At 33.9% G+C, this 20,650-nt stretch carries 18 protein-coding genes; 4 read left to right on the top strand and 14 right to left on the bottom strand.

Annotated elements, in window-relative coordinates:
- Position 1: 1 nt before the first annotated feature.
- The 14 genes from OZP07_RS17035 to OZP07_RS16970 form a co-directional block, all read right to left on the bottom strand.
- Positions 2-2,998, bottom strand: coding sequence for an amidohydrolase family protein (locus OZP07_RS17035; protein WP_281636051.1), 2,997 nt, complete (start codon positions 2,996-2,998; stop codon positions 2-4).
- A 628-nt stretch (positions 2,999-3,626) separates the two neighbouring features.
- Positions 3,627-3,989, bottom strand: coding sequence for a transcriptional regulator (locus OZP07_RS17030; protein WP_281636050.1), 363 nt, complete (start codon positions 3,987-3,989; stop codon positions 3,627-3,629).
- A 383-nt stretch (positions 3,990-4,372) separates the two neighbouring features.
- Complete coding sequence (locus tag OZP07_RS17025; RefSeq protein WP_281636049.1) at positions 4,373-4,873, bottom strand: hypothetical protein; 501 nt, start codon at positions 4,871-4,873, stop codon at positions 4,373-4,375.
- A 263-nt stretch (positions 4,874-5,136) separates the two neighbouring features.
- On the bottom strand, positions 5,137-5,694 hold the full coding sequence (locus OZP07_RS17020; RefSeq protein ID WP_281636048.1) for a hypothetical protein: 558 nt from the start codon (positions 5,692-5,694) through the stop codon (positions 5,137-5,139).
- A gap of 306 nt (positions 5,695-6,000) precedes the next feature.
- Positions 6,001-6,327: a hypothetical protein gene (locus OZP07_RS17015; protein WP_281636047.1), complete on the bottom strand. Its 327-nt coding sequence runs from the start codon at positions 6,325-6,327 to the stop codon at positions 6,001-6,003.
- A gap of 546 nt (positions 6,328-6,873) precedes the next feature.
- The gene (locus tag OZP07_RS17010) at positions 6,874-7,473 is read right to left on the bottom strand and encodes a hypothetical protein (RefSeq protein WP_281636046.1); all 600 of its coding nucleotides are present in this window, start codon (positions 7,471-7,473) and stop codon (positions 6,874-6,876) included.
- Positions 7,474-7,806: 333 nt separating this feature from the next.
- Positions 7,807-8,511, bottom strand: coding sequence for a DUF4386 domain-containing protein (locus OZP07_RS17005; RefSeq protein ID WP_281636045.1), 705 nt, complete (start codon positions 8,509-8,511; stop codon positions 7,807-7,809).
- A gap of 182 nt (positions 8,512-8,693) precedes the next feature.
- Positions 8,694-9,182 carry a hypothetical protein gene (locus OZP07_RS17000; protein ID WP_281636044.1) on the bottom strand — a complete coding sequence of 163 codons (489 nt, stop codon included), beginning with the start codon at positions 9,180-9,182 and terminating at the stop codon, positions 8,694-8,696.
- Positions 9,183-9,320: 138 nt separating this feature from the next.
- Positions 9,321-9,869 carry a hypothetical protein gene (locus OZP07_RS16995; protein WP_281636043.1) on the bottom strand — a complete coding sequence of 183 codons (549 nt, stop codon included), beginning with the start codon at positions 9,867-9,869 and terminating at the stop codon, positions 9,321-9,323.
- 191 nt (positions 9,870-10,060) lie between these two features.
- A complete protein-coding gene (locus OZP07_RS16990) occupies positions 10,061-10,792 on the bottom strand; it encodes a hypothetical protein (RefSeq protein WP_281636042.1) in 732 nt (243 codons plus the stop codon).
- An 813-nt stretch (positions 10,793-11,605) separates the two neighbouring features.
- Positions 11,606-12,862, bottom strand: coding sequence for a DUF6161 domain-containing protein (locus OZP07_RS16985; protein ID WP_281636041.1), 1,257 nt, complete (start codon positions 12,860-12,862; stop codon positions 11,606-11,608).
- Between the two features lie 386 nt (positions 12,863-13,248).
- Positions 13,249-14,697: a glyceraldehyde-3-phosphate dehydrogenase gene (locus OZP07_RS16980; protein ID WP_281636040.1), complete on the bottom strand. Its 1,449-nt coding sequence runs from the start codon at positions 14,695-14,697 to the stop codon at positions 13,249-13,251.
- A 195-nt stretch (positions 14,698-14,892) separates the two neighbouring features.
- Positions 14,893-15,135 carry a hypothetical protein gene (locus tag OZP07_RS16975; RefSeq protein WP_194640904.1) on the bottom strand — a complete coding sequence of 81 codons (243 nt, stop codon included), beginning with the start codon at positions 15,133-15,135 and terminating at the stop codon, positions 14,893-14,895.
- Positions 15,136-15,267: 132 nt separating this feature from the next.
- Positions 15,268-16,668 (bottom strand): trypsin-like peptidase domain-containing protein, encoded by a 1,401-nt coding sequence (locus OZP07_RS16970; RefSeq protein ID WP_194640796.1) that lies wholly within the window; start codon positions 16,666-16,668, stop codon positions 15,268-15,270.
- Between the two features lie 138 nt (positions 16,669-16,806).
- Here OZP07_RS16970 and dapF point away from each other — a divergent pair, with 138 nt between their 5' ends.
- The 4 genes from dapF to OZP07_RS16950 all read left to right on the top strand — a co-directional run bounded on the left by dapF (position 16,807) and on the right by OZP07_RS16950 (position 20,613).
- Positions 16,807-17,592 (top strand): diaminopimelate epimerase, encoded by a 786-nt coding sequence (dapF, locus tag OZP07_RS16965; protein ID WP_281636039.1) that lies wholly within the window; start codon positions 16,807-16,809, stop codon positions 17,590-17,592.
- A 191-nt stretch (positions 17,593-17,783) separates the two neighbouring features.
- Positions 17,784-18,338: a GNAT family N-acetyltransferase gene (locus tag OZP07_RS16960; protein WP_281636038.1), complete on the top strand. Its 555-nt coding sequence runs from the start codon at positions 17,784-17,786 to the stop codon at positions 18,336-18,338.
- A gap of 17 nt (positions 18,339-18,355) precedes the next feature.
- Entirely contained in the window at positions 18,356-19,396 is a 1,041-nt protein-coding gene (mltG, locus tag OZP07_RS16955) for an endolytic transglycosylase MltG (RefSeq protein WP_281636037.1), read from the top strand.
- A 569-nt stretch (positions 19,397-19,965) separates the two neighbouring features.
- Positions 19,966-20,613, top strand: a complete 648-nt coding sequence (locus tag OZP07_RS16950; protein WP_194640800.1) for a peptidoglycan-binding protein LysM — start codon at positions 19,966-19,968, stop codon at positions 20,611-20,613.
- The last annotated feature ends 37 nt before the right edge of the window (positions 20,614-20,650 follow it).

Here is a 20,650-nt window from a genome sequence, read left to right as displayed (position 1 = left end):
TTTATTGTTCTAATGTATCACAATCGTATAATTTTTTGTCTGTCTTTTTCGGCTCTTGAGTGATCATTCCTTTGTTTTTTTCCAATAGCAGTTGTGCAATTAATTCATTTCTCTCATTGGAATTTGCGATACGTTGAGCCTCGTCTTTTTGCAGATCATAATAAACAGCACCTTCGATGATTGTTTTTTCTGCTTTGGCATAAATAGAAAGAGGATTGTTGTTCCATAATACAACATCGGCATCCTTGCCAACTTTGATACTTCCTATTTTGTCATCTAGATGCAATAATTTAGCTGGATTCAAAGTGACGAATTTCCAAGCTTCTTCTTCGGAAATATTACCATATTTAACGGCTTTGGCCGCTTCCTGATTCAATCGTCTTGACATTTCAGCATCATCTGAGTTATAGGCTACAACTATTCCCTGATTGTGAAGAATTGGTCCATTATAAGGAATAGCATCGTTTACTTCAAATTTATATGCCCACCAGTCTGCAAATGTGGAGGCTCCTACGCCGTGTTCTTTCATTTTATCGGCAACTTTATAGCCTTCCAGAATATGAGTGAACGTATTTATCCTAAAATCGAATTTCTCTGCTGTCTGCATCAGCATTAAAATCTCAGATTGAACATAGGAATGACAGGTAACAAAACGTTCCTTATTTAGGATTTCGACTAGGGTTTGCATTTCTAAGTCAACTCTAGGTGCTTTGTTTTTATCTTTTTTGGAACTTGCATTGTAATTTTTCCATGCAGCTTCATATTCTCTGGCTCTTTGAAAATAATCTGTAAAAACCTGTTCTACACCCATCCTGGATTGAGGAAATCTTGTTGGATTGTCTATTCCCCAATTTGATTGTTTTACATTTTCTCCCAAAGCAAATTTGATAAATTTAGGCTGGTCTTTGTACAGCATTTCATCTGCGGATAATCCCCATTTCCATTTTACAATAGCGGAACGGCCTCCAATAGGATTTGCTGAACCGTGCAATAATTGGGAAGTAGTAACGCCTCCGGCTAAATCTCTATAAATATTTATGTCTTCAGAGTTTACTACATCCTGAATGGTCACTTCGGCAGTAGAGTTCTGTCCTGCCTCATTTACACCCGAAGAAATGGCAATATGCGAGTGTTCATCAATAATACCTGAGGTTAAATGTTTGCCTTTTGAGTCAATCGTAGCTGCAGAAGCATCAGATAAATTCTTTCCTATAGCGGCTATTTTTCCATTCTTTATTAGAACATCAGTTTCTTCAAGAATTCCTTCTTTTTCATTGGTCCAAACAGTGGCGTTTTTGAATAATAATGTCTGTTGTGTTGGTTTTTGTACATTTCCAAAGACAGTGTTTGGATACGTTACCGGAATAATATGATTTGGTTTGTCCACTTTTGCAGAATCCTTTTTAATAACAAAAGGAGACGTTTTTACCGCAGACCAAGTACTTTCATTCCCGTCGGCCATGATTGCTTTTCCAGAAAGTGCAGCAGTATTCTCGATAAATCCGGTTAATCGGGTAAAATTTGGATTGACCGTATCTTTTGATTTTATTAAAGCTGTTATCCAGTTGTCTGCAACTGTGAATTTCGTACTAACTTTCTTAGCATCAGTAGTTGTGATTTCAGTTTTTGGATCAGCCAGTTCACCTTCAACTTTCATTTTGTATTTTTCATTGGCAATGGTCAGGTCATAATTGCCGCGGATGTCATTTGGAATAATTTCGGTCACTGTATATCTGGTGCCCTGTACCCAGTTTTCGTGAATAATAGTTTTCTCCTCAAATACTTCGCCTGAGGTGATAATGAAATTGGCCTGGCTTCCATTTTTTAAACTCCCTATCTCATCGCTTTTTCCTAATAGGGAAGCAGGAATAGTTGTTAAGGATTCTAATGCTTTGGTTTTGTCCAAACCATATTTTATTGCTTTTAGTAAGTTGGGTCTAAAATCGTCTGTTTTTTTTAATTTGTCTGTGGTTATGGCAAATACAATACCATTATCTGATAATGTTTTTAGGTTTGTAGGGGCCTGATTCCAAAAGCGGAAATCGTATAATTCCATCTGGCTGGCCAGATAAGGATTGGATACATCATAAGCTTCAGGGAAATTAATTGGAATAATGAATTTAGAACCTGTTTTTTTGATTTCGTCAATTCTTTCAAACTCATTTCCGGCTCCTTTTAAAATGTAATTGATGCCAAATTCTTTTCCGATTTTTGCTGCGCGAAGACTGTTTAATTTGTCACCGGCATCAAAAATCTGAACCAGTTTTTGATTTTCAATCATAGCTTCAAGCGATATATCTTTGGTGGCTGAATTGCCATTTTTATACCAATTCATATCCAGATACATCTGACGAAGCAATGCCATACTTCCCATTAATGAAGTTGGATAGGCCTGGTTTGTTAATGCACTTTTTGTAAAAGCAAGCTGGTTGCTTATTTTGCCGGACAGCACACGGTTAGTGCTTACAGTATTGTTCAAAGCGATTAAAGCTCCAGATCCCTGGGCAATACCATCAGGGAAATGGGTGAGTACAACTCCAAAACCTGCTTTCAAAAATTCTTCAGCTTTTGATTGATCATATTTATATGTTTCATACGCATTTATTTCAGAACGGATACTTTCGTTCCAGTAGTACCCCACTCTTTTGGTATTGTACAAAGGACCATCGCTATTGTTAAAATTTCTTTTGGGTTTTTCGATACCAAAATTTGTGTAAATATCGATAAAGGAAGGGTAAATGAATTTTCCTTTAAGATCAATTATGGTACAGTTTTTTGGGATTGTAAGAGTATTTCCTGTTCCAGCAATCTTTCCGTTCTGAATCAGCAGGGTTCCTTTTTCAATGATTTGAGTAGGGGAGACATAAATTTTAGCATTTGTAAAAGCGGTGTAATTGTTGTTTTTATTTTGCACACTTTCACTGTTTGGGAAATAGTCTTGAGCATGAATTTTGGGTAAAAAAACACTCAAAAATAATAATAGCAGAGTTCTTCTCATTTTGATTTGGTTTATACCAACTAAATTAGAATATTTATTTGATTAATCTTGAAAAAAAGCAGAAGTATTACGTGTTTATTTGTGTTTTAACAGTTGTTTGCTGTATTGTAGTGATGATTTAATAATGAAATGGCGTTTTTATTTATTGTACAAAGTGTACTAAATACTGCAAAAGTTTAATACCATGTATTTTTTTTGCCACTGATTACACAGATTCTCACAGATTTCATTACTATTTTTTTTTAAAATCTGTGTAAATCTTTTTAATCAGTCACGGCATTCGCATTTAAAAAAAGATAAACACGCATTTCACCAATTAACACTAATTCTTATCAAAATTGAAATCAAATTTTACAGTTTCGAATATTTTGTGTAATTAAATAGCAATCTTAATTCGTGCAAATTAGTGTAATTCGTGTCAGAAACTTTTAAAAGCGAATGCCGTGTTAATCTGTGGCTAATTCAATCTGTTTGTTATTAATTAACGATAGTCATATTATTTTTTAATATTTCCATACTATCTGCCAGCTGTTATCATTGCCTCAGGCTTTATCTACGCTAATATAAAATCATTCCATAGTATTTGTATACATACTCCCGATACGGATTTGACAATATTTATTAGCTATTACTTCATCACTATTTTTTCATAAATCGCCAGCTGCACTTCCATTTTATTTATCAATTCATTTTTTTCGGCTAGCTGTGCTTTGAGCTTCTTTTCGGCTTGGGTTTCAAATGGAATCTGCAGGTATTCACTCATTTGAGCCAGAAAATTATGATTCACCGCTTTACTCAGTTTCCACAAAATGCCCAGTTGCAATGAATCCTGTTTAAAATATTTGTATAAGGTGGTTGGCAATATGTTCATGTCTTTGGCAACCTGCGTTTTGTTCAGTTTATTACTGCTGAGGTGATATTTGGTCATATTACCATTGATTGGATAATGCTCTTCGTTAATAGCTTGATATTTTGGTCTGTTTGATGTCATAAGTAAACAAATAGGGTTATTATTACTTTTTTTGTTGTTGTTAGTGGTATTAAGTACTATTATAACTTGCTATATGAACAAGTGTCACTGTTTCTAAAGGATGTTTTAACTTGTTTAATAAACAAGATATGCTGGTTTCAATGAATGGTGTAACTTGTTTTATGAACAAGTTACATTGTTTTTAAAAGCTAATATCACTGGTTTATAATGCAAGTTTTAATAGTTTTCAGGACTAGTTTAACTTGTTCTTTAAACAGGTTAAACTTGCTTCAAATCTTATTGTGGATGGAAATAAGAACTGTTTTTTCAATAAATGAGTACGATTGTAGTTATAAAAAAACTTCGTGAGGTTCACGAAGTTTTGTGATACTAAGTTTTCAGTTCTATGCTGCAGGTACTGGCTGGCTGGTTGGAGTGGCTCCTTTGTTTCCTTGATTAGCGAATCGCTGTTTCAGCTGATTTACAATAGTATCTGTACCTGCAACACCGGCCCCCGAAGCTGAGCCAAAAAGTTTATACAGCATAAGTGCCGAGGAATAGGCTTCGCTGCCCGCCAAAAGCTGGGTGTCTCCCAGTTTTTCCTGCAATTGATTAACAAGCCCAATGATTTCGTCCAATTGTCCAAACAGTGTTAAGTCGTTTACCATATTTGGCACCGAAATATACGATGGCAATAAGCTGTTATTGTTAACTCCTGCTGCAATGGCATCTTCGGTAAAAGCTTTGTTGTTTACATCTATAGTTGGTAACGCGATGCGTTCCTCGGTAGTTAATCCTACCAAAAAAGGTAAATTGGTATTGATTGTTTGAAGGGCTGTTTTTACAGCTGTAATCTGTGCCGCCGTTGCAGTAATGTTTAAGCGGTTGTTTGTTAAGTTTGACATATTATTTCTGTTAAAATTTAAATACTAATGTAGTAGTTATTTACAAAAAAATATGTTTATGCTAAAAAACTTACTTATATATTATTGAATTTGATTTTTATAAGCCAAAAGAGACTCGTAATAATTGCTAAAGAGAGGTTATTTGTTATAATGACCTGCGCTATTTTGAGGACACGAAATGCAATGCCGCCTATATGTAACGAGAAAATTAATTCATATCCGATCGATCGGATTGTGAACTGCTTTTAGAGGTTCGACTTTTTTTAATTTCCTCTTTTATTTTTTTCGTTAATTCTTTTTTCAATGTTATCCTCAACAATCATAATATCGTCAAATATTTTCCATCCCTTATTGGTTAGAATTGCCTCTATTTCTAGATAATATTTCTCATTATCATTTGAATCGATTAATTCTACTAATATTGCTGAATAACTATTGCCAGTATTATTTTCAGTTTCATAAATTATTTTATTAATTGCAGCAGTATTCCATTTAGGGTTTTTCTTGCCCCTACAATATTCGCCTGCCAAATCTTCATAACGGCCTTCAATGTTTTTTTGTTCCTCTATTTGTGATAATTTTGCCTCTTCATTGAGACTTTTTTTAAATTTAATTTTGCTATAACTTCTTTGTACTTTAATCGCATTTTCATATTCAGATATAGAAGGTACTAGATTGATTAAAGTATTTACGTCAGATTGTTGTAAGGACAATACAACTTTTTTTGCTAATTTATCTCTGTCAAGTTTTTGTCCGTATGAACAATTTATCGATGAAATGTATAGTGGTAATAATAAAAATATTAAAACTGAGTTTTTCATTTGTTTTATTAAGTTATTGAGCTTACGAGATTCTAACTAAGTTGACCGCTACGTCAGTCTGTGAATAAACTCAAAAAAAGGCTTTTAGAATTGTCTGTGTGCGAATTTTTTTTCCGACAGGTATCCGAATAGGTTCTCTTTTTGACTTAGTTTTTTCATAGCCTGACGTTTTTTTTGCTACAAGAGGTTTAGGATTAAAGAAGGGAGTTTTTTCCATTAGGCACAAATTTTCCAAGTACAAAACTATCTTTAAATTCAGCGTTTTACTCAAATCTCATGTAGGAACGGTTCTTAGGAACAGTTAGTTTATAACATTAGTTTTTCTTTTATGTCATTTTCAACTAAATTTTCATCTATTAAAGTTTGTGCAACTTTTCTAATAAATGATTTACTTTTTTTGATAAATATTGGATCAAAATTTTCTTCTCCAGTTCTATCTAAAGCTTCGAAAGCTCTAAAAATGAACTGTGCGCTGCTTCGATAAACTTCACCGATAAAAAGTGAAAAAATAAATGATTGATAACTAACATATTCGTATTGGATATGATTTCTTTTAAGGTATTCAATGGGAAGTACTTTTTGACTCTCATTGAATTTTGTAATAATGCTTTCTTTTATTTCTATGTTTATCATCGTTTGCGTTTTTTCTAATTCTAACTAACGTTTTATTAATGTTCAATAAATCAAATGTTTGCAAAACTTTTTTTCTTATTAATTCCTTTCATTTTTTCGCTTTTCCGCCGTTAGCTTACGGGGTTATGCATAACGTCAGTCTGTGAATAAATTCAAAAAGAGTCTCTGAGAATCGGCTGTGTGAATTTTTTTTCCGACAGGTATCCGAATAGTTTCTCTTTTTGACTTAGTTTTTTCACAGCATGAGGCCTCGCTGCTTCTCGTCAGTTGCGAGCTTCGGAACTGCTAATTTTCTGCTAAGATAAGTTTTCTTGCGAAAGATAAACGTGTACGGCTTGCACAAAATTAGCAATTGTGCGAAACCTATGTAGCTGTTGCACAACTAACTATTAGTTTAATTTAGATTACTTTTTACAAATATCAAATTCGCAATATATCATAAATCAATTAAGTATGGTTTATGCGTTTTGCGTTTCTTGACCAATATTACTTGTTTTTGAGTTGTACAATAGACACGTGTTACAGGTAGTGCTTATTTTGTGTAATTTAATGTAGAACAAAAAATAGTACTATTATTATAATCCAAATTGGAACACGTGGATCAACTTCATCGAAAAACTTCGGTTTTTTGGTGAAACAATATACTCCACCAGTCATTATAGTCACTGAAAATAAGATTATATATACGTTCTCTGAATCTTTATTTTCCTTATTGTTTCTGCATTCAATGTCTATATATTCTTTTTTATTTTTCACAAGCGAATGAATTTCACAAGTTGTTTCAGTGTCAATTTTTTTTATATCATCTTTTAAAATCTGAATTGAAATTGTATCACCAACATTTATTTCATTTATTACTTCATAATCGTTGACACATCTATAATCAAAATCAGCAATTTTGAAAGTAGATTTGTTTTCAATACATTTAAATTCGATCCATTTTCTACCGTGTTTCCCAGTAATTTCTTTAAATTTGGGTTTGTTGGAAGCTATTAAGTTCTCAATAGTTTTAAGGTCTGATGATTTAATTACGTAACTGCCACTGTGAACTCTAATGAATAAATACGCTCCAATAATGAAACAAATTATAGCTACTGATAAGTAACCTTTCCGTTTTTTATCCCAATCGTCTAGATTATTATCCATAAATTTTTGGTTGAAATATTTCGTTTATTTTCTTATGTCCTACGGATGCATTACCTGTAACGTCAGTCTGTGAATAAACTCAAAAAGAGGTTTTTAGAATTGTCTGTGTGAATTTTTTTTCCGACAGGTATCCGAATAGTTTCTCTTTTTGACTTAGTTTTTTCACAGCCTGATGCCTCGCAGCTTCTCGTCAGTTGCGAGCTTCGGAACTGCGTATTTTCTGCTAAGATAAGTTTTCTTGCGAAAGATAAACGTGTACGGCTTGCACAAAATTAGCAATAGCGCAAAGGCTGTTAGCAGTTCAGGCTTCTTTATGGGGTCTATTTTTCTAGTTTAATTTTCATTCGATTGTTTATACTTTGAAGTGTCTATACCTTTTATTAGCAGCCACAAACACAATGACAATTCGCCAATAAAAATTGGTATGGCAAGATATACAAACATTGGATTTTCAAATCCTTTGGAAAGAAACATTGTGAAACTATTAATTAAGTAACACAAACCAGCTATTGCATAAAGCACTCCCAATATTTTGGGCAGTAAATTTGATTTGAAAATTAAAAAACCGATTATTAAACAGTAAAAGCCAAAAAACACTAATCCAATTCCGTAACCTTGTGCTTGAATATTTAAAGATAACAAAGAAAGTGTGGCTAGCTGATTAGGATGGAACGTGTTAAGATAAGTTTCGTTACTTAAAATTAAAAGCGGAGAAATTTGATTGAGAAGATTAACAGCAATAATTGCAGTTTGGATAATTACAAAAGCCAATGCAATTTGTACCAATAATTTATTTACACGTTTGAAAAAATAATAAATGATTAATATGGTTGGTAAACCGACTGCAAAGTTGACAATGTCTGCTGCGAAACCCCAACGAAATAGCATTTCGTGAGTCTGAATGTTTTGAGCAGTAGCCAAAGCATCATTCGGAACTTTTAACGCTTGCCTTACAAACACTTCGGAGAATAATCCTGTTGCAATTACAATTAAATAGCATAAGCCTGCTATACGAGCTAAATTTTTATCTGATATCATTTTTATCTTAAAAATTGTGTTAGATTCATGAATTTTCCTGCTTCTGCTTAGCCTGACCGCTAACGTTCTGGTATTACAGCGTGTTTTGGGTTAAATTAAGCCTTATTTTCGGATTTGCCAAATCATTAGATACAAGACCATTTTGAAATTATGCCAATTGTTCAAATCTCTTGTAGCAAGTGTTAGGCGACGTAATTTTGTATGTAATGATATAACGTTGCAGTTTCTTTAAGCCCATTTTCAATTTGTCCAATTTTCATGGCACTACAAATTAAAATTGTTTTTCCATTTTTCATTTTTAAACTTACCCATGGATAATTGAATTTTTCAAGATATGGTTTTGGATATTTGTAAATTGATATTTCATCGATTTGATCTAATTTTAAATCAAAATTTAAATTGTCCTGTATATTTTTATAGTTTATATTTGATTTCGTTTCAAATATTTCCGCACTGTATTCTAATTTTTCTGGAATAACTTTAACTTGTCCTTTTGAAAAATATGCTACAGGAAAACTAAACCCAGAAGTTTTAATTTGGGGAAAGTTGGGATCAATTTTTTGAATACCGAAAATTTGTTTCCACCATTTATTTTCAGAATTTATTTTAGTCATTTTGTCTAGATGTTCAATTGATGAAATCCAAACTTCTGGTAATTGAAATGTATTCATTATTTTTAGTAGATTTTTGTTATTATGTTGCCTAACGTTCCCTTGCTACAAGAGGTTTGGGGTTAAATTAAGCCTTATTTTCGGATTTGCCAAAACTTCCAAATACAAGACCATTTTTAAATTAAGCCTAATTCCCGACTATTGCTTACTAGCGGTTAGCGGTTGTTTTTTTTTGATTTCGAATTCGTTTATTTCCATAACATTATTTTTGTAAAATTTTATTTGTATTTTACTTTTAATCCTACCTATAATTTTAGCGCTATCAATCTCGGCAATTTTGTATTCTGTATTATTTATTCTGATTCTTGAATTCCATCTTGAAATTTCTTTTTCAAGAATTTTTCCATTTTCATACAGACTTATTGCAGGCATAGTTTCTAAACTTATACTTTCTCTCAAACTATATTTTTCATTAAGTTTGATTTCATCACTTGTTCCAATTTTACCGCTTTTAAGTATATAAATTAGTGGCGAAATAAGTAATAATAATAAAATTATTGAATTGTATTTCTTTTTCAGTTTGGTAAAAATTATTGAAAGTGTCAACGAAATAAAATAAATATACCTTTCAGTTAAATAACCATTTAAGGATTTATCTGTTAAGAAAAAAACAACTAAGTCTATTAAAAATATTAGAAAAAGGCAAATATTAATGATTAGAAAAATCTGAGTAATTTTGTATTTCATTTTACTTAATTTAGTAAATATTCATTTCTGATTTTTTTCTAAAATAACCGCTAACGTTCCCTTGCTACAAGAGGTTTGGGGTTAAATTAAGCCTTATTTTCGGATTTGCCTAAACTTCCCAACTGCAAGACCATTATAAACATTAAGCCGATTGCCCAAATCCGTTGTAGTAGCTGTTATGCGTTCGGCTTTTATTTTGTCCCATTTATTCTGTCAATTTCGTTTTCACGTTTTTTTGTTTCATTTGTTTTGATTTCTACTTTTTCATTGTATTTGAACCCATAAAAATCACCATAAATTTCTTTGTTTTTGTTTACTGTCAAAGTGCTGTCCAAAGTTATTCCGTTTGGGCGTAATTCATAGTAAAGTATTGGGTTGTATGCTGTCAACGAGCCTTTGTCGCCCCAAGTTTCACCCCAATCCCAAAAACCAGCAAATTCCAAATTGTCGTCTTTGTCAAGATTTGATGCTTTTGAAATAAATGTCGGCAATTTTTCTGTGCTAATTATTTTGTCTCGATACACTTTAAAATATTTTAAGGAATTTTTATTTGGTCGTTCATTTACTTCTACTAATATTTCAAAGGTTTCTTTGTCAAGTTGTCTAATGATTGGATATAGCTTGTCCTCAAACTCATATTCCGTTAATGATGTGTCAAGAAAAAGTAGTTTGTTTTTATGTGTCAAGAAAAATAGTGTGTAGGTTTCAACCCCTTCAAAATTTTCTTTCTTCCCAACTTTAATTTCAAAATCATTACCAAGTTTTATTACCTTTTTAACTTGGTTGTCAATGTTTAAATTTGTTTGCAGACTGTCTGCATATTGAGCTATGGCACTAACAGTTTTTTGTCCGTTGCAGTTTGAGCTAGCTGTCAAAACAAATGCGATTAAAAAGGTCAAATACGATGATTCGTTAAATTTCATAGTTGTCGGTCTTTTAAGCTGACGCATAACGTTCCCTTGCAACAAGAGGTTTGGGGTTAAATTAAGCCTTATTTTCGGATTTGCCAAAACTTCCCAAATACAAGACCATTTTTAAATTAAGCCAAATGCCCAAATCTATTGTAGCAAGTGTGTGTGCCCTGCATGAGCAGGACACACGCTGTAAGCTTTGATAAAAATTGAAAAATACAAATTTCCAATTAGAAAACAAATCTTACAGCGTGTTATTTTTCCAGAGGGTGCAAGTCCCTTATGGGCGGATTGAAAACCCGAACCATTAGTACGTCGCAAGCTGGTTTACCGTGAGGTATGCAGTGAAGGAAGCGAAACGGCAAAATCCGGTACTGACGAACAGAAACGTCATAGGAGGCAAGTCAGCGAGGATAAGCGTCCACACCAACGCAACGTCCGAAGATTACCAAAATCGTTGATTTGTAGATGGCGCAGGAATTGGATGAAGGAAAAAGCTCTTACCAGGGGAGGTCTCTTAAATGTCGAGAACATTAGAAAGAGAAGTCAGCAGAGGTCATAGTACTTGGGGCAACGAGTTGCGAATAGATACCGCACAGGACTCACAAACAAGGAAGGACTGAACGCAAATCTCCAAGAAATTCGATTATGAAAGTTTACTTAGCCTAATCTTAAAGTAAATTATGGATAGCCCAAAAGGTGTAAAGAGCTTTTGGATGATGATTTGCGAACCGCCGAGTACGTGATCCGTACGCTCGGTGGTGTGAGAGGCGCACTCCGTTCCGTTTGGGGCGGAGCCGTCTACTCGATTGGCAGCTGGTGTTTTTATTTAGATAGAAATTTACTAACTATATCATTTGGCATTGTTGGAGATGAATCTTCTTTTAATAAGCCAGTTTCAACTCTGCTAAATAGTGATTGCAGAATTAGTTTTCTATCTTCATCTTTAACTTCTGTATCTCTCAATAATGCAAGATAGAAAAAGGTTAAAGTGTGTCTCTCTTCTGCATCTCGTGCTAAATGATATGAACTGAACATATATTTTGCTACAGCTTTAATAGTAAATGCAATTAATGTTAATAGTGTTATAAACACTAATGACCATCTTATAATTGCAGTTGAGTTTCCATTAAAGACGTGCATAAAAATCCAATCAGGTGAAATAATTAATATTAAGGCTAAAAAAACTGAAGCTGCAACAACTATTTTAATCAAAAGGTCTTTAGCCTTTTCGCCTTGACCATAATAAAGCGTTGATTTTTTTTGCCAATACTTTGCCGGTTTCTCAAGCTTTAATTTAGTTTCATAGGTTTCTTCTAATTTTTGAAGTTTCTCTAATTTTTCATCATACCATTTTTTCCATTCTTCATTTTTTGTGTTTTCAAACCATTCGTCAAATAACGTTTCCTTTTCTGTTTTTAATTCGTCAATTTGTGCGGCATACTCGTCATATTTATCATTAGTATTTTTTATATGCTCGATTACTTCTTTTCCAGATTCTGAAATATATTTTTGAAAATCACTTTTTAGTTTTGAGATTGACTTTTGTTCGGCATTTTTTCTATTAGCAATTCCTGTTCTGTCTTGTAATGTGAATTCATAAGCTAAAATTGCACCGTATAATAACTCTCTTGTATTAACATTGTAGTTTTTACCAACTAGGGTGTTGTATGCACCAAGAAAATAAGTTGGTGATTCTCGGTAAAGATTAATTAGAAATTCAGTCTGTGCGGAATTATAAGGCAAAGGTTTTCTATTTATTGCATTAACTTGTTCTCTTACTGAAGTCCAATAATGTTGCAAATTTGTGACTTCAGATTCGCTATAATTATTTACGAACTGAATTATTTGAGTTTGAATATTTATAAAATAATTTTTACTAGCAATAAATTCGTCAGGCAGAGGTTCACCAAATTTTTCCCAACCTTTTATTTGTTGATTTACGTACTGATAAATTGCACTAACACCTTTGATAGTTTGAACTATTTCTATAGGTGAAAAATTAAAAGTTTCTTCTACATTTTTGTGCCATTCGACATCAGTCGCCTTCGCGACTTTCTGATTTAGTTCTTTATTAGTCATAACGTTCAGTTATTATAGGGTCGAACACTTGCTGCCAACTTTTAAATATACGCTATACAGTTACATATAACTGCCCAAAAATAAGCAGCTTGACGCAACTACAATAGCGTATTATATTTTGTGAAAATAATAAAAATAGTTAAGCAATGAATAAAAGGTTTTTATTAATAAGTTACTTTTTATTTTAAAGTTCCTACCGTGTCACGCCCAAAGTAATTGTATACTGCAGATTTTAGAGTAAAGAATTCAGGTTTTAGAAAGTAAAAAAATCCGTCAAGTTACTGGAACGAGACGGATTTCGATAGCACACAGGCTGGGATGATTTTATTATCTAAAAAACTAAAATTAAAACTAAAAGAGCACTTTCCAGCCTGCAATTGGTTTGGCTAGTAATAAGTGAATCGTCTTACTTTGGCAATGTATTTAGCAAGCCGGATGACCTGATGGCTGTAGCCGTATTCGTTGTCATACCAAATATAAAGAACTATGTTTTTTCCGTCTTTGGAAACGATGGTGGCGCTGCTGTCGTAGATAGATGGTGCTGAGGTTCCCACTATATCCGAAGACACTAATTCGTTATTCAGCGAATATTTGATCTGCTCTACCAATTCGCCTTCTAGGGCGTATTTTTTCATGATGGCGTTGATGGCTTCTACCGAGGTTTCGGTGTTTACTTCCAGATTCAGCACCACCAAAGAACCGTTCGGAACCGGAACACGTATCGCGTTTGAGGTTAGTTTACCTTCCAATGATGGTAAGGCTTTGGCAACAGCGGAACCGGCACCTGTTTCGGTAATAACCATGTTTAGTGCGGCCGCTCTGCCACGGCGGTATTTGTTGTGCATGTTATCGACAAGATTCTGGTCGTTTGTGTAGGCGTGAATCGTTTCTAAGTGTCCTTTTGCAACGCCCAGAGTATCTTCAATTGCTTTTAGAATTGGAGTAATGGCATTGGTCGTGCAGGAAGCAGCAGAGAAAATGTCGATTTCATCTGGATTGTATTCGTTTTGATTGACACCGTGAACGATGTTTGGGATTCCTTTTCCAGGAGCAGTAAGCAATACTTTGGCAACTCCTTTGGAAGCCAGGTGACGGCTCAGAGCTTCTTTGGTTGTGAAAGCACCTGTGTTATCAATGACAAGGGCTTTGTCAATTCCGTAGTGGGTATAGTCAATTTCTTCGGGAGTGTTTGCGGTAATGACATGAACGGTTGTGCCGTTGATGATCAGGGCATTGTTGGCTGCATCGGCAATAACCGATCCTTGAAAATCGCCGTGAATGGAGTCGTAACGCAATAGCGAAGCTCTTTTCTCTAAACTGTTTGCATCGTTTTTGTCTCTGGTTACAATGGCTCTCAGGCGCAACTGCTGTCCTTTGCCAGTTCGGGACATGAGTTCCCGCGCTAATAATCGTCCGATACGGCCAAAACCATAAAGGACAACATCTTTTGGTTTTATTTCTTTGGATGATTTTGCCTTTTTTAATTTATGTAAAACAAAATGTCTGACATCTGGGTATTTTTCGTCTTCTAGCCGGTATTCGTAAGTCAGTTTACCAATGTCTAATTTGGACGGGGGTAAATCTAAAGTCAAAATTACATTAGCGATTTCTACAGAATCGGAAACTGAAATGGGTTTGCCTACAAATTTAGCTGCGTATTCATGCAGGTTGATAATCTCGCTTACATTTCGGTCTATTAACTCATTGCGGAACAAAACCAGTTCTATGGATTTTTCATACCATAAATCGCTGATGATTTTAATTAATTCTATTCCTGAACGTCTTCTGTCGGCTTGTAACAAAACCTCTTTTTCGTATAAATCCATGTTAGTCATATTGAAAAATTTGTATTTGCTGAATTGATTTTTAATAATAAAAACAATGATAATTGTTGTAAATTTTTAAAATTTGGTGCAAAAATACTTATTTCAATCGATTTCGTAACTTTTTTTATTGATTTTTTCAAATAAAAAAGCCAGCATGCAAATGCAGGCTGGCATATTGTTGTTTTGAGATTGATTCTGAAAAGTTTATTTGAGATAAAGTCCTATTATCATTAATGCAAGTGCGAAAAAGATTCCAACTACCCATTTTATAATGTCAACCTTTGTTTCAGCTAAATCTTTTTTTGATGCAATGTTTGAAATTTCACTTTCAATATTTTCTTTGATTGAAGTTTTTACGAACAATACAAGTTCTTCAGCTTCTTTTTCGCCAAGTTTGCTTTTCAAAGCGTTAAATAAATGAATTTCAGATATTGAAGAAGTTGCCATAGTTGTTGAATTTTATATCAAATATAATTCAATTAATGCCTATTTCAAAATAGATTTAGGATATTAATTATTTTTGATTAAAAAGCCGGCATGTAATTGCAGGCCGGCCTTTAGATTTAGTGTTTTAACTTTTTAGATGATGATTCTCATGATCTCACCATTTTTATTTATCATTTCAATGCGGATGCTTTGTTTTTCGTCCTTATTGTTCAAAATTTTAGAAACAGTTTCCACGTTGGTCGCTTTAACGTTGTTAATGCTCAAGATGATGTTTCCGACAAGTTCTTCGCTGTATTGTTCCAAATTTTCATTGGTGATGTCTTTAATTTTTACACCATAATTCAGTTTGAACCTTTTTTTGTCGTCAGCATTGATATTCTCGAGTTCGATTCCTTTAAATTCAGTATTGAAGTTTTCGTTTTTGCTCAAAACAACTGGTACAACCATATTTTTTCCGTTTCGGATAATAGTTACCTGCACTTTGTCATTTGGTCTTTTGGTGTTTACATAACCGGAAAGGTCTGCATAAGTAGCAATGTCCTGATTATCCAGTTTGATAATAATATCACCTTTTTGTAAATTAGCTTTCTCAGCTCCCGAATTTTTAGATACTCTGTTAATGTAAAAACCTTGTGTTTGCGTAACGCCTAATTCTTGAGAAACCGTTCCATTCAGTTCTCCGCCTTCTACACCAAGAATTCCCCTTTGTACATTTCCAAACTCCATAATATCTTCGATAATTTTTCGTGCATTATTAGAAGGAATGGCAAAAGAGTAACCTACATACGAACCCGTCATTGACGAAATCATCGTGTTGATTCCAATTAATTCCCCACGGGTATTTACCAATGCGCCACCGCTGTTTCCAGGGTTAACGGCAGCATCAGTCTGAATGAAAGACTGAATGCCTCTAGTGTCCAGATTTCTAGCCTTGGCCGAAACAATTCCAGCAGTAACAGTTGAGGTCAAGTTGTACGGATTACCAACAGCCAATACCCATTCGCCCACTTTAACCGAATCGGAATTAGCAAATGTGGAATACGGCAGTTTTTCATCGGCATCGATTTTTAACAGTGCAATGTCCATTTTAGAATCGGTTCCAATGAGTTTTGCTTTGTATGTTTTCTTGTTGTTCAGCGTGATTTCAATATCCGAAGCGTCTTTCACAACGTGATTGTTGGTTACGATATAGCCGTCCTCAGAAATAATAACTCCAGATCCGGTTCCAACCTGCTCCTGCTGCTGCTGTCCGCCGTAACCGTAAAAATATTCCATTATAGGATTGGAAACAGTTCTTACTGAAACATTTTTTACGTGTACTACGGTGTGAATGGCTTTATCAGCAGCAACTGTAAAATCTACATTTTCTGCACCTAAACTAGTCTGTCTTGCATAGAATTCAGGGGCAGTTGTCGTAATCCCGTTTTTGTTTGAAGAAAAATAACCATTGTTGTCAAATAATAATTTATAAGCGCCAAGGGTTGTTGCGCCACTCAACAAGGATACTAGGAATAAATTAGAAATTTGTTTCATTTTGCTTTATGTTTTATTAGTTATTTAATTACGAATTTATGGCAATTTTTTTTTCGCACAATATGGTTTAACGCTCTTTAACAATGATTAACAATTCATTAATAGTTTGTACTTTTGTGAGACTAAAATTGAAATAAAATGCAATTAGAATTCTATAAATATCAAGGTGCTGGAAACGATTTTGTTATGATTGACAATCGTTCCGGTTTTTTTCCAAAAGACAATACACAATTGGTAGCTCATCTGTGTGACAGACGATTTGGAATAGGAGGGGACGGACTTATTCTGCTTGAAAATGATTCCGAAACTGATTTTAAAATGGTGTATTACAATTCAGATGGGAATCAAAGTTCAATGTGCGGGAATGGCGGACGCTGTTTGGTCGCTTTCGCTAAAGATATGCACGTGATTGAAAACGAAACTACTTTTATTGCGACAGACGGCATGCATCATGCTTCATTTGAAGATAAACTGGTTTCGCTGCAGATGATTGATGTTCCTGCAATTGATATCAAAGCCGATTATTCGTTCCTGAACACCGGTTCTCCGCATCATGTGCAGATGGTTGAAGACTTGGAACATTATAATGTAAAAGATAATGGGGCAGCAATCCGTTATGGCGAATTGTACGGCAAAGCAGGCAGCAATATCAATTTTGTAAAAAAAATAGATGATACCACTTTCAGGCTGCGTACTTATGAAAGAGGCGTTGAAGACGAAACGTTAGCCTGCGGAACAGGTGCTACAGCTGTTGCCATTGCGATGAATGCCACAGGACAAACCAATGCTACTTCAATAAATGTAAATGTTGAAGGGGGAAAACTGGTTGTTTCATTTGATAAAAATCAAAATGGGTTTACCAATGTTTTCTTAAAAGGACCTGCAGAATTTGTGTTTAAAGGAAGTATAGATATAAGAATTTAGATATACGATATACGAGGTGGGATATACGGTTTCCAACTGAGAACTTTATTTCTGAAATTTTAATATCTATTTGGAAGTTTCGAAATTGTATTTATATGTAAATTTCATAACTTATAAATCCTATCTCGTAAATAGTATCTCTTAATTCGTAAATTCCATATCGTATATCCAACTTCGTAAATCGTATATAAATGAAAACATTAAAAGGCGACACTATTTACATCCGAGCACTTGAACCCAGTGATCTGGAGTTTATTTATGCGATAGAAAACGATCAGAGTATCTGGGAAGTGAGTAATACTCATACACCCTACAGCCGTTTTTTGGTAAAACAGTATCTGGAAAATGCACATCAGGATATTTATGAAGCCAAACAGTTAAGATTGGCAATATGTCAGGATGAAGATTTTCCAGCTTTGGGATTAATCGATCTATTTGATTTTGATCCAAAAAATAACAGAGCAGGTGTAGGGATTGTAATTCAGGACAATGCAAACCGAAATCAGAACATTGGCTCGGAAGCTTTGGATCTGCTTATTCATTACTCTTTTTATAATCTTAATCTGCATCAGTTATATGCAAATATTGGGTGCGAAAATGAAGCTAGTATTGCACTTTTTACTAAATTTGGTTTTCAAAAAATCGGTGTAAAGAAAGATTGGACTCTGGTAAATGGAGTTTACAAGGATGAAGCCATTTTTCAGCTAATCAATAATCAGGCGGGTGACAGCGAACTGTCTCAGTAATTTTTAATTTTTTAATTTTGAATCAAAAAAAGATAATATCACTAGCTGCAGTTGTAATAATTTCAGGCTTAATCGTTTATGGAGCCTTTTTAATGTATCAGGTATTTAGTGGCAACACAAAATTTGAAGAAAATGAGGTATATGTATATGTACCCACGGATTCGGATTATGAACAGGTAAAGAAAATTATCAGCCCTTATGTGAAAAATATTGACCGTTTTGAAATGGTAGCCAATAAGGCAAGTTATCCAGAGAATGTAAAACCAGGACGTTTTTTATTCAAAAAAGGAATGAGCAGCTACGATTTGGTCAAAGCGATGAGACATAACGATCCGGTAAATCTGGCTTTCAACAATCAGGAACGATTGGAAGATCTGGCAGGACGCGTAGGCTCTCAATTAGAACCAGACAGCCTGGAATTGCTGAATACGTTCAAAGACTCCATTTTTTTGAAAGAAAACGGTTTTAATGAAGAGAACGTTTTTGTCATGTTTATACCAAATACCTACGAATTTTATTGGAATACTCCGGCAGTGAAGTTTCGCGATAAAATGATTAAGGAATATAATAAGTTTTGGAACAAAGAACGTACCGCCAAAGCCGAAGCTCAAGGACTTACTCCAATTCAGGCAACAATATTGGCTTCGATAGTGCATAAGGAATCGGTAAAAAAAGATGAACGTCCTAGAATTGCAGGAGTTTATCTGAACCGATTGAAACTGGGAATGCCTTTGCAGGCTGATCCAACCGTGATTTTTGCAATGAAAAAGAGGTCAAATGATTTTAATCAAGTAATAAAAAGAGTTTTTTATAATGATTTAATTATGAAGCATCCTTACAACACATATGTGAATATCGGTCTGCCACCAGGGCCAATTGCTATGCCTGATATTACGGCACTTGAAGCAGTTTTAAACCCTGAAAAAAACAATTATATCTATTTCTGCGCCAGCGTTGACCGTTTTGGGTATCATGAATTTGCTGCGACTTTGGCGGAGCATAATAAAAATGCTGAAAAATATTCAAAATGGATTAATAGTCAGGGCGTACAGCGCTAGATTTATTATAACTTAAATTTTAAAAAAAGCTTTAAAATTGTTGAAAGACGATTTTGAAGTTTTTTTTTGTCTTCAAATTCTCTCTTTTGCGAAATTTATTTTATCAAAAAAGCAGTTGTGAATATGTAACTGATTGTATGAAAACTTCATTTTCTGATTTAGAAAAAAAGATCTTTTTCGTGCTGTAATTTTTGTTTATGTGGACAGCTTAGCCCTTTGCAGTCATGCTCTTGAATAGATTTATTGATTGAAAATTCTTTCTTTTTTAGCTAAAACGATATCGTAAAATGAGAATTTAGTACTATTTTGTGTCTAATTTTTCGTTTTCACGACGTTTTTACTTTTTATAAATAAGAATAAACTTATTTAATTTGACTGATTTTTTGTTGTTTTAATACTTTTTTTGAAATTTTGTTAACAGCAGAACGTCCGCAGACCTAGTTACTTACGGGGTTTTTGCAAGAGCAGTTGATAAGTTTAAAGGGTTGATTTTCAGCTTTATTTTTTTAAGTCGTATCTTTGGGCATAGAAATTTCAATAACGTGACAGGTTTTGAAGAAAACTACTTTATGATAAAAAAATGGTATTTTTACACAACTTTAATTGTTGTAGTGGCTTTTTTAAGCTTAGGTTTTAAACCATCCAAATTAGAATCTACCCCATGGTTTCTAATTAACGAATCAGATGATACATCCTACTTGCTACCATCATTAAATGTGACAGATTATACCAATTCTGAAATTCCCTATACTGGAACTTTCTTTATTGGCTATAAAGAAGCAATCGCCTTCAAAGAGTCGCAAGGTAAATACAAAAAAATTAATTCTCTAGGTTATTTAGGAAAATACCAATTTGGTATTGAAACTTTAAAAACTATCGGTATCCACGATAGCGCAGCTTTCATTAATAGCCCAAAAATGCAGGAAAAAGCTTTTATAGCATTGCTGTCCAAAAACAAATGGGAACTCAGAAATGTTATTGAAAGATATGAAGGAACCGTTTTGAATGGTACTCGTATTACTGAGTCAGGAATTTTGGCTGCAGCACATCTTGCCGGTGTCGGTTCTGTAAAAAAGTATTTCAGATACAAAGGAAAAAGATGTTTTAGAGATGCTTATGGAACTTCGTTAAGCAGTTATTTGCAGCGGTTTGGAGGTTATGATACTTCCTTTATTGTCGCAAAAAGTAATGCGAAGGTCTTGTCAAAAATTCATTAAATTTTAAATTATTAATAGGCGGTTTGAAATCAATTTC

The organism is Flavobacterium marginilacus, from assembly GCF_026870155.1.
Classification (GTDB): Bacteria; Bacteroidota; Bacteroidia; order Flavobacteriales; family Flavobacteriaceae; genus Flavobacterium; species Flavobacterium marginilacus.
The sequence above is the reverse complement of the archived record's forward strand: the minus strand, read 5'-3'. Positions and strand labels throughout refer to the sequence as shown.

Bases quoted from the DNA above. Each gene is read 5' to 3' on its own strand.
- OZP07_RS17035 (WP_281636051.1), bottom strand. From the start codon at position 2,998: ATGAGAAGAACTCTGCTATTATTATTTTTGAGTGTTTTTTTACCCAAA.
- OZP07_RS17030 (WP_281636050.1), bottom strand. From the start codon at position 3,989: ATGACATCAAACAGACCAAAATATCAAGCTATTAACGAAGAGCATTAT.
- OZP07_RS17025 (WP_281636049.1), bottom strand. From the start codon at position 4,873: ATGTCAAACTTAACAAACAACCGCTTAAACATTACTGCAACGGCGGCA.
- OZP07_RS17020 (WP_281636048.1), bottom strand. From the start codon at position 5,694: ATGAAAAACTCAGTTTTAATATTTTTATTATTACCACTATACATTTCA.
- OZP07_RS17015 (WP_281636047.1), bottom strand. From the start codon at position 6,327: ATGATAAACATAGAAATAAAAGAAAGCATTATTACAAAATTCAATGAG.
- OZP07_RS17010 (WP_281636046.1), bottom strand. From the start codon at position 7,473: ATGGATAATAATCTAGACGATTGGGATAAAAAACGGAAAGGTTACTTA.
- OZP07_RS17005 (WP_281636045.1), bottom strand. From the start codon at position 8,511: ATGATATCAGATAAAAATTTAGCTCGTATAGCAGGCTTATGCTATTTA.
- OZP07_RS17000 (WP_281636044.1), bottom strand. From the start codon at position 9,182: ATGAATACATTTCAATTACCAGAAGTTTGGATTTCATCAATTGAACAT.
- OZP07_RS16995 (WP_281636043.1), bottom strand. From the start codon at position 9,869: ATGAAATACAAAATTACTCAGATTTTTCTAATCATTAATATTTGCCTT.
- OZP07_RS16990 (WP_281636042.1), bottom strand. From the start codon at position 10,792: ATGAAATTTAACGAATCATCGTATTTGACCTTTTTAATCGCATTTGTT.
- OZP07_RS16985 (WP_281636041.1), bottom strand. From the start codon at position 12,862: ATGACTAATAAAGAACTAAATCAGAAAGTCGCGAAGGCGACTGATGTC.
- OZP07_RS16980 (WP_281636040.1), bottom strand. From the start codon at position 14,697: ATGACTAACATGGATTTATACGAAAAAGAGGTTTTGTTACAAGCCGAC.
- OZP07_RS16975 (WP_194640904.1), bottom strand. From the start codon at position 15,135: ATGGCAACTTCTTCAATATCTGAAATTCATTTATTTAACGCTTTGAAA.
- OZP07_RS16970 (WP_194640796.1), bottom strand. From the start codon at position 16,668: ATGAAACAAATTTCTAATTTATTCCTAGTATCCTTGTTGAGTGGCGCA.
- dapF (WP_281636039.1), top strand. From the start codon at position 16,807: ATGCAATTAGAATTCTATAAATATCAAGGTGCTGGAAACGATTTTGTT.
- OZP07_RS16960 (WP_281636038.1), top strand. From the start codon at position 17,784: ATGAAAACATTAAAAGGCGACACTATTTACATCCGAGCACTTGAACCC.
- OZP07_RS16950 (WP_194640800.1), top strand. From the start codon at position 19,966: ATGATAAAAAAATGGTATTTTTACACAACTTTAATTGTTGTAGTGGCT.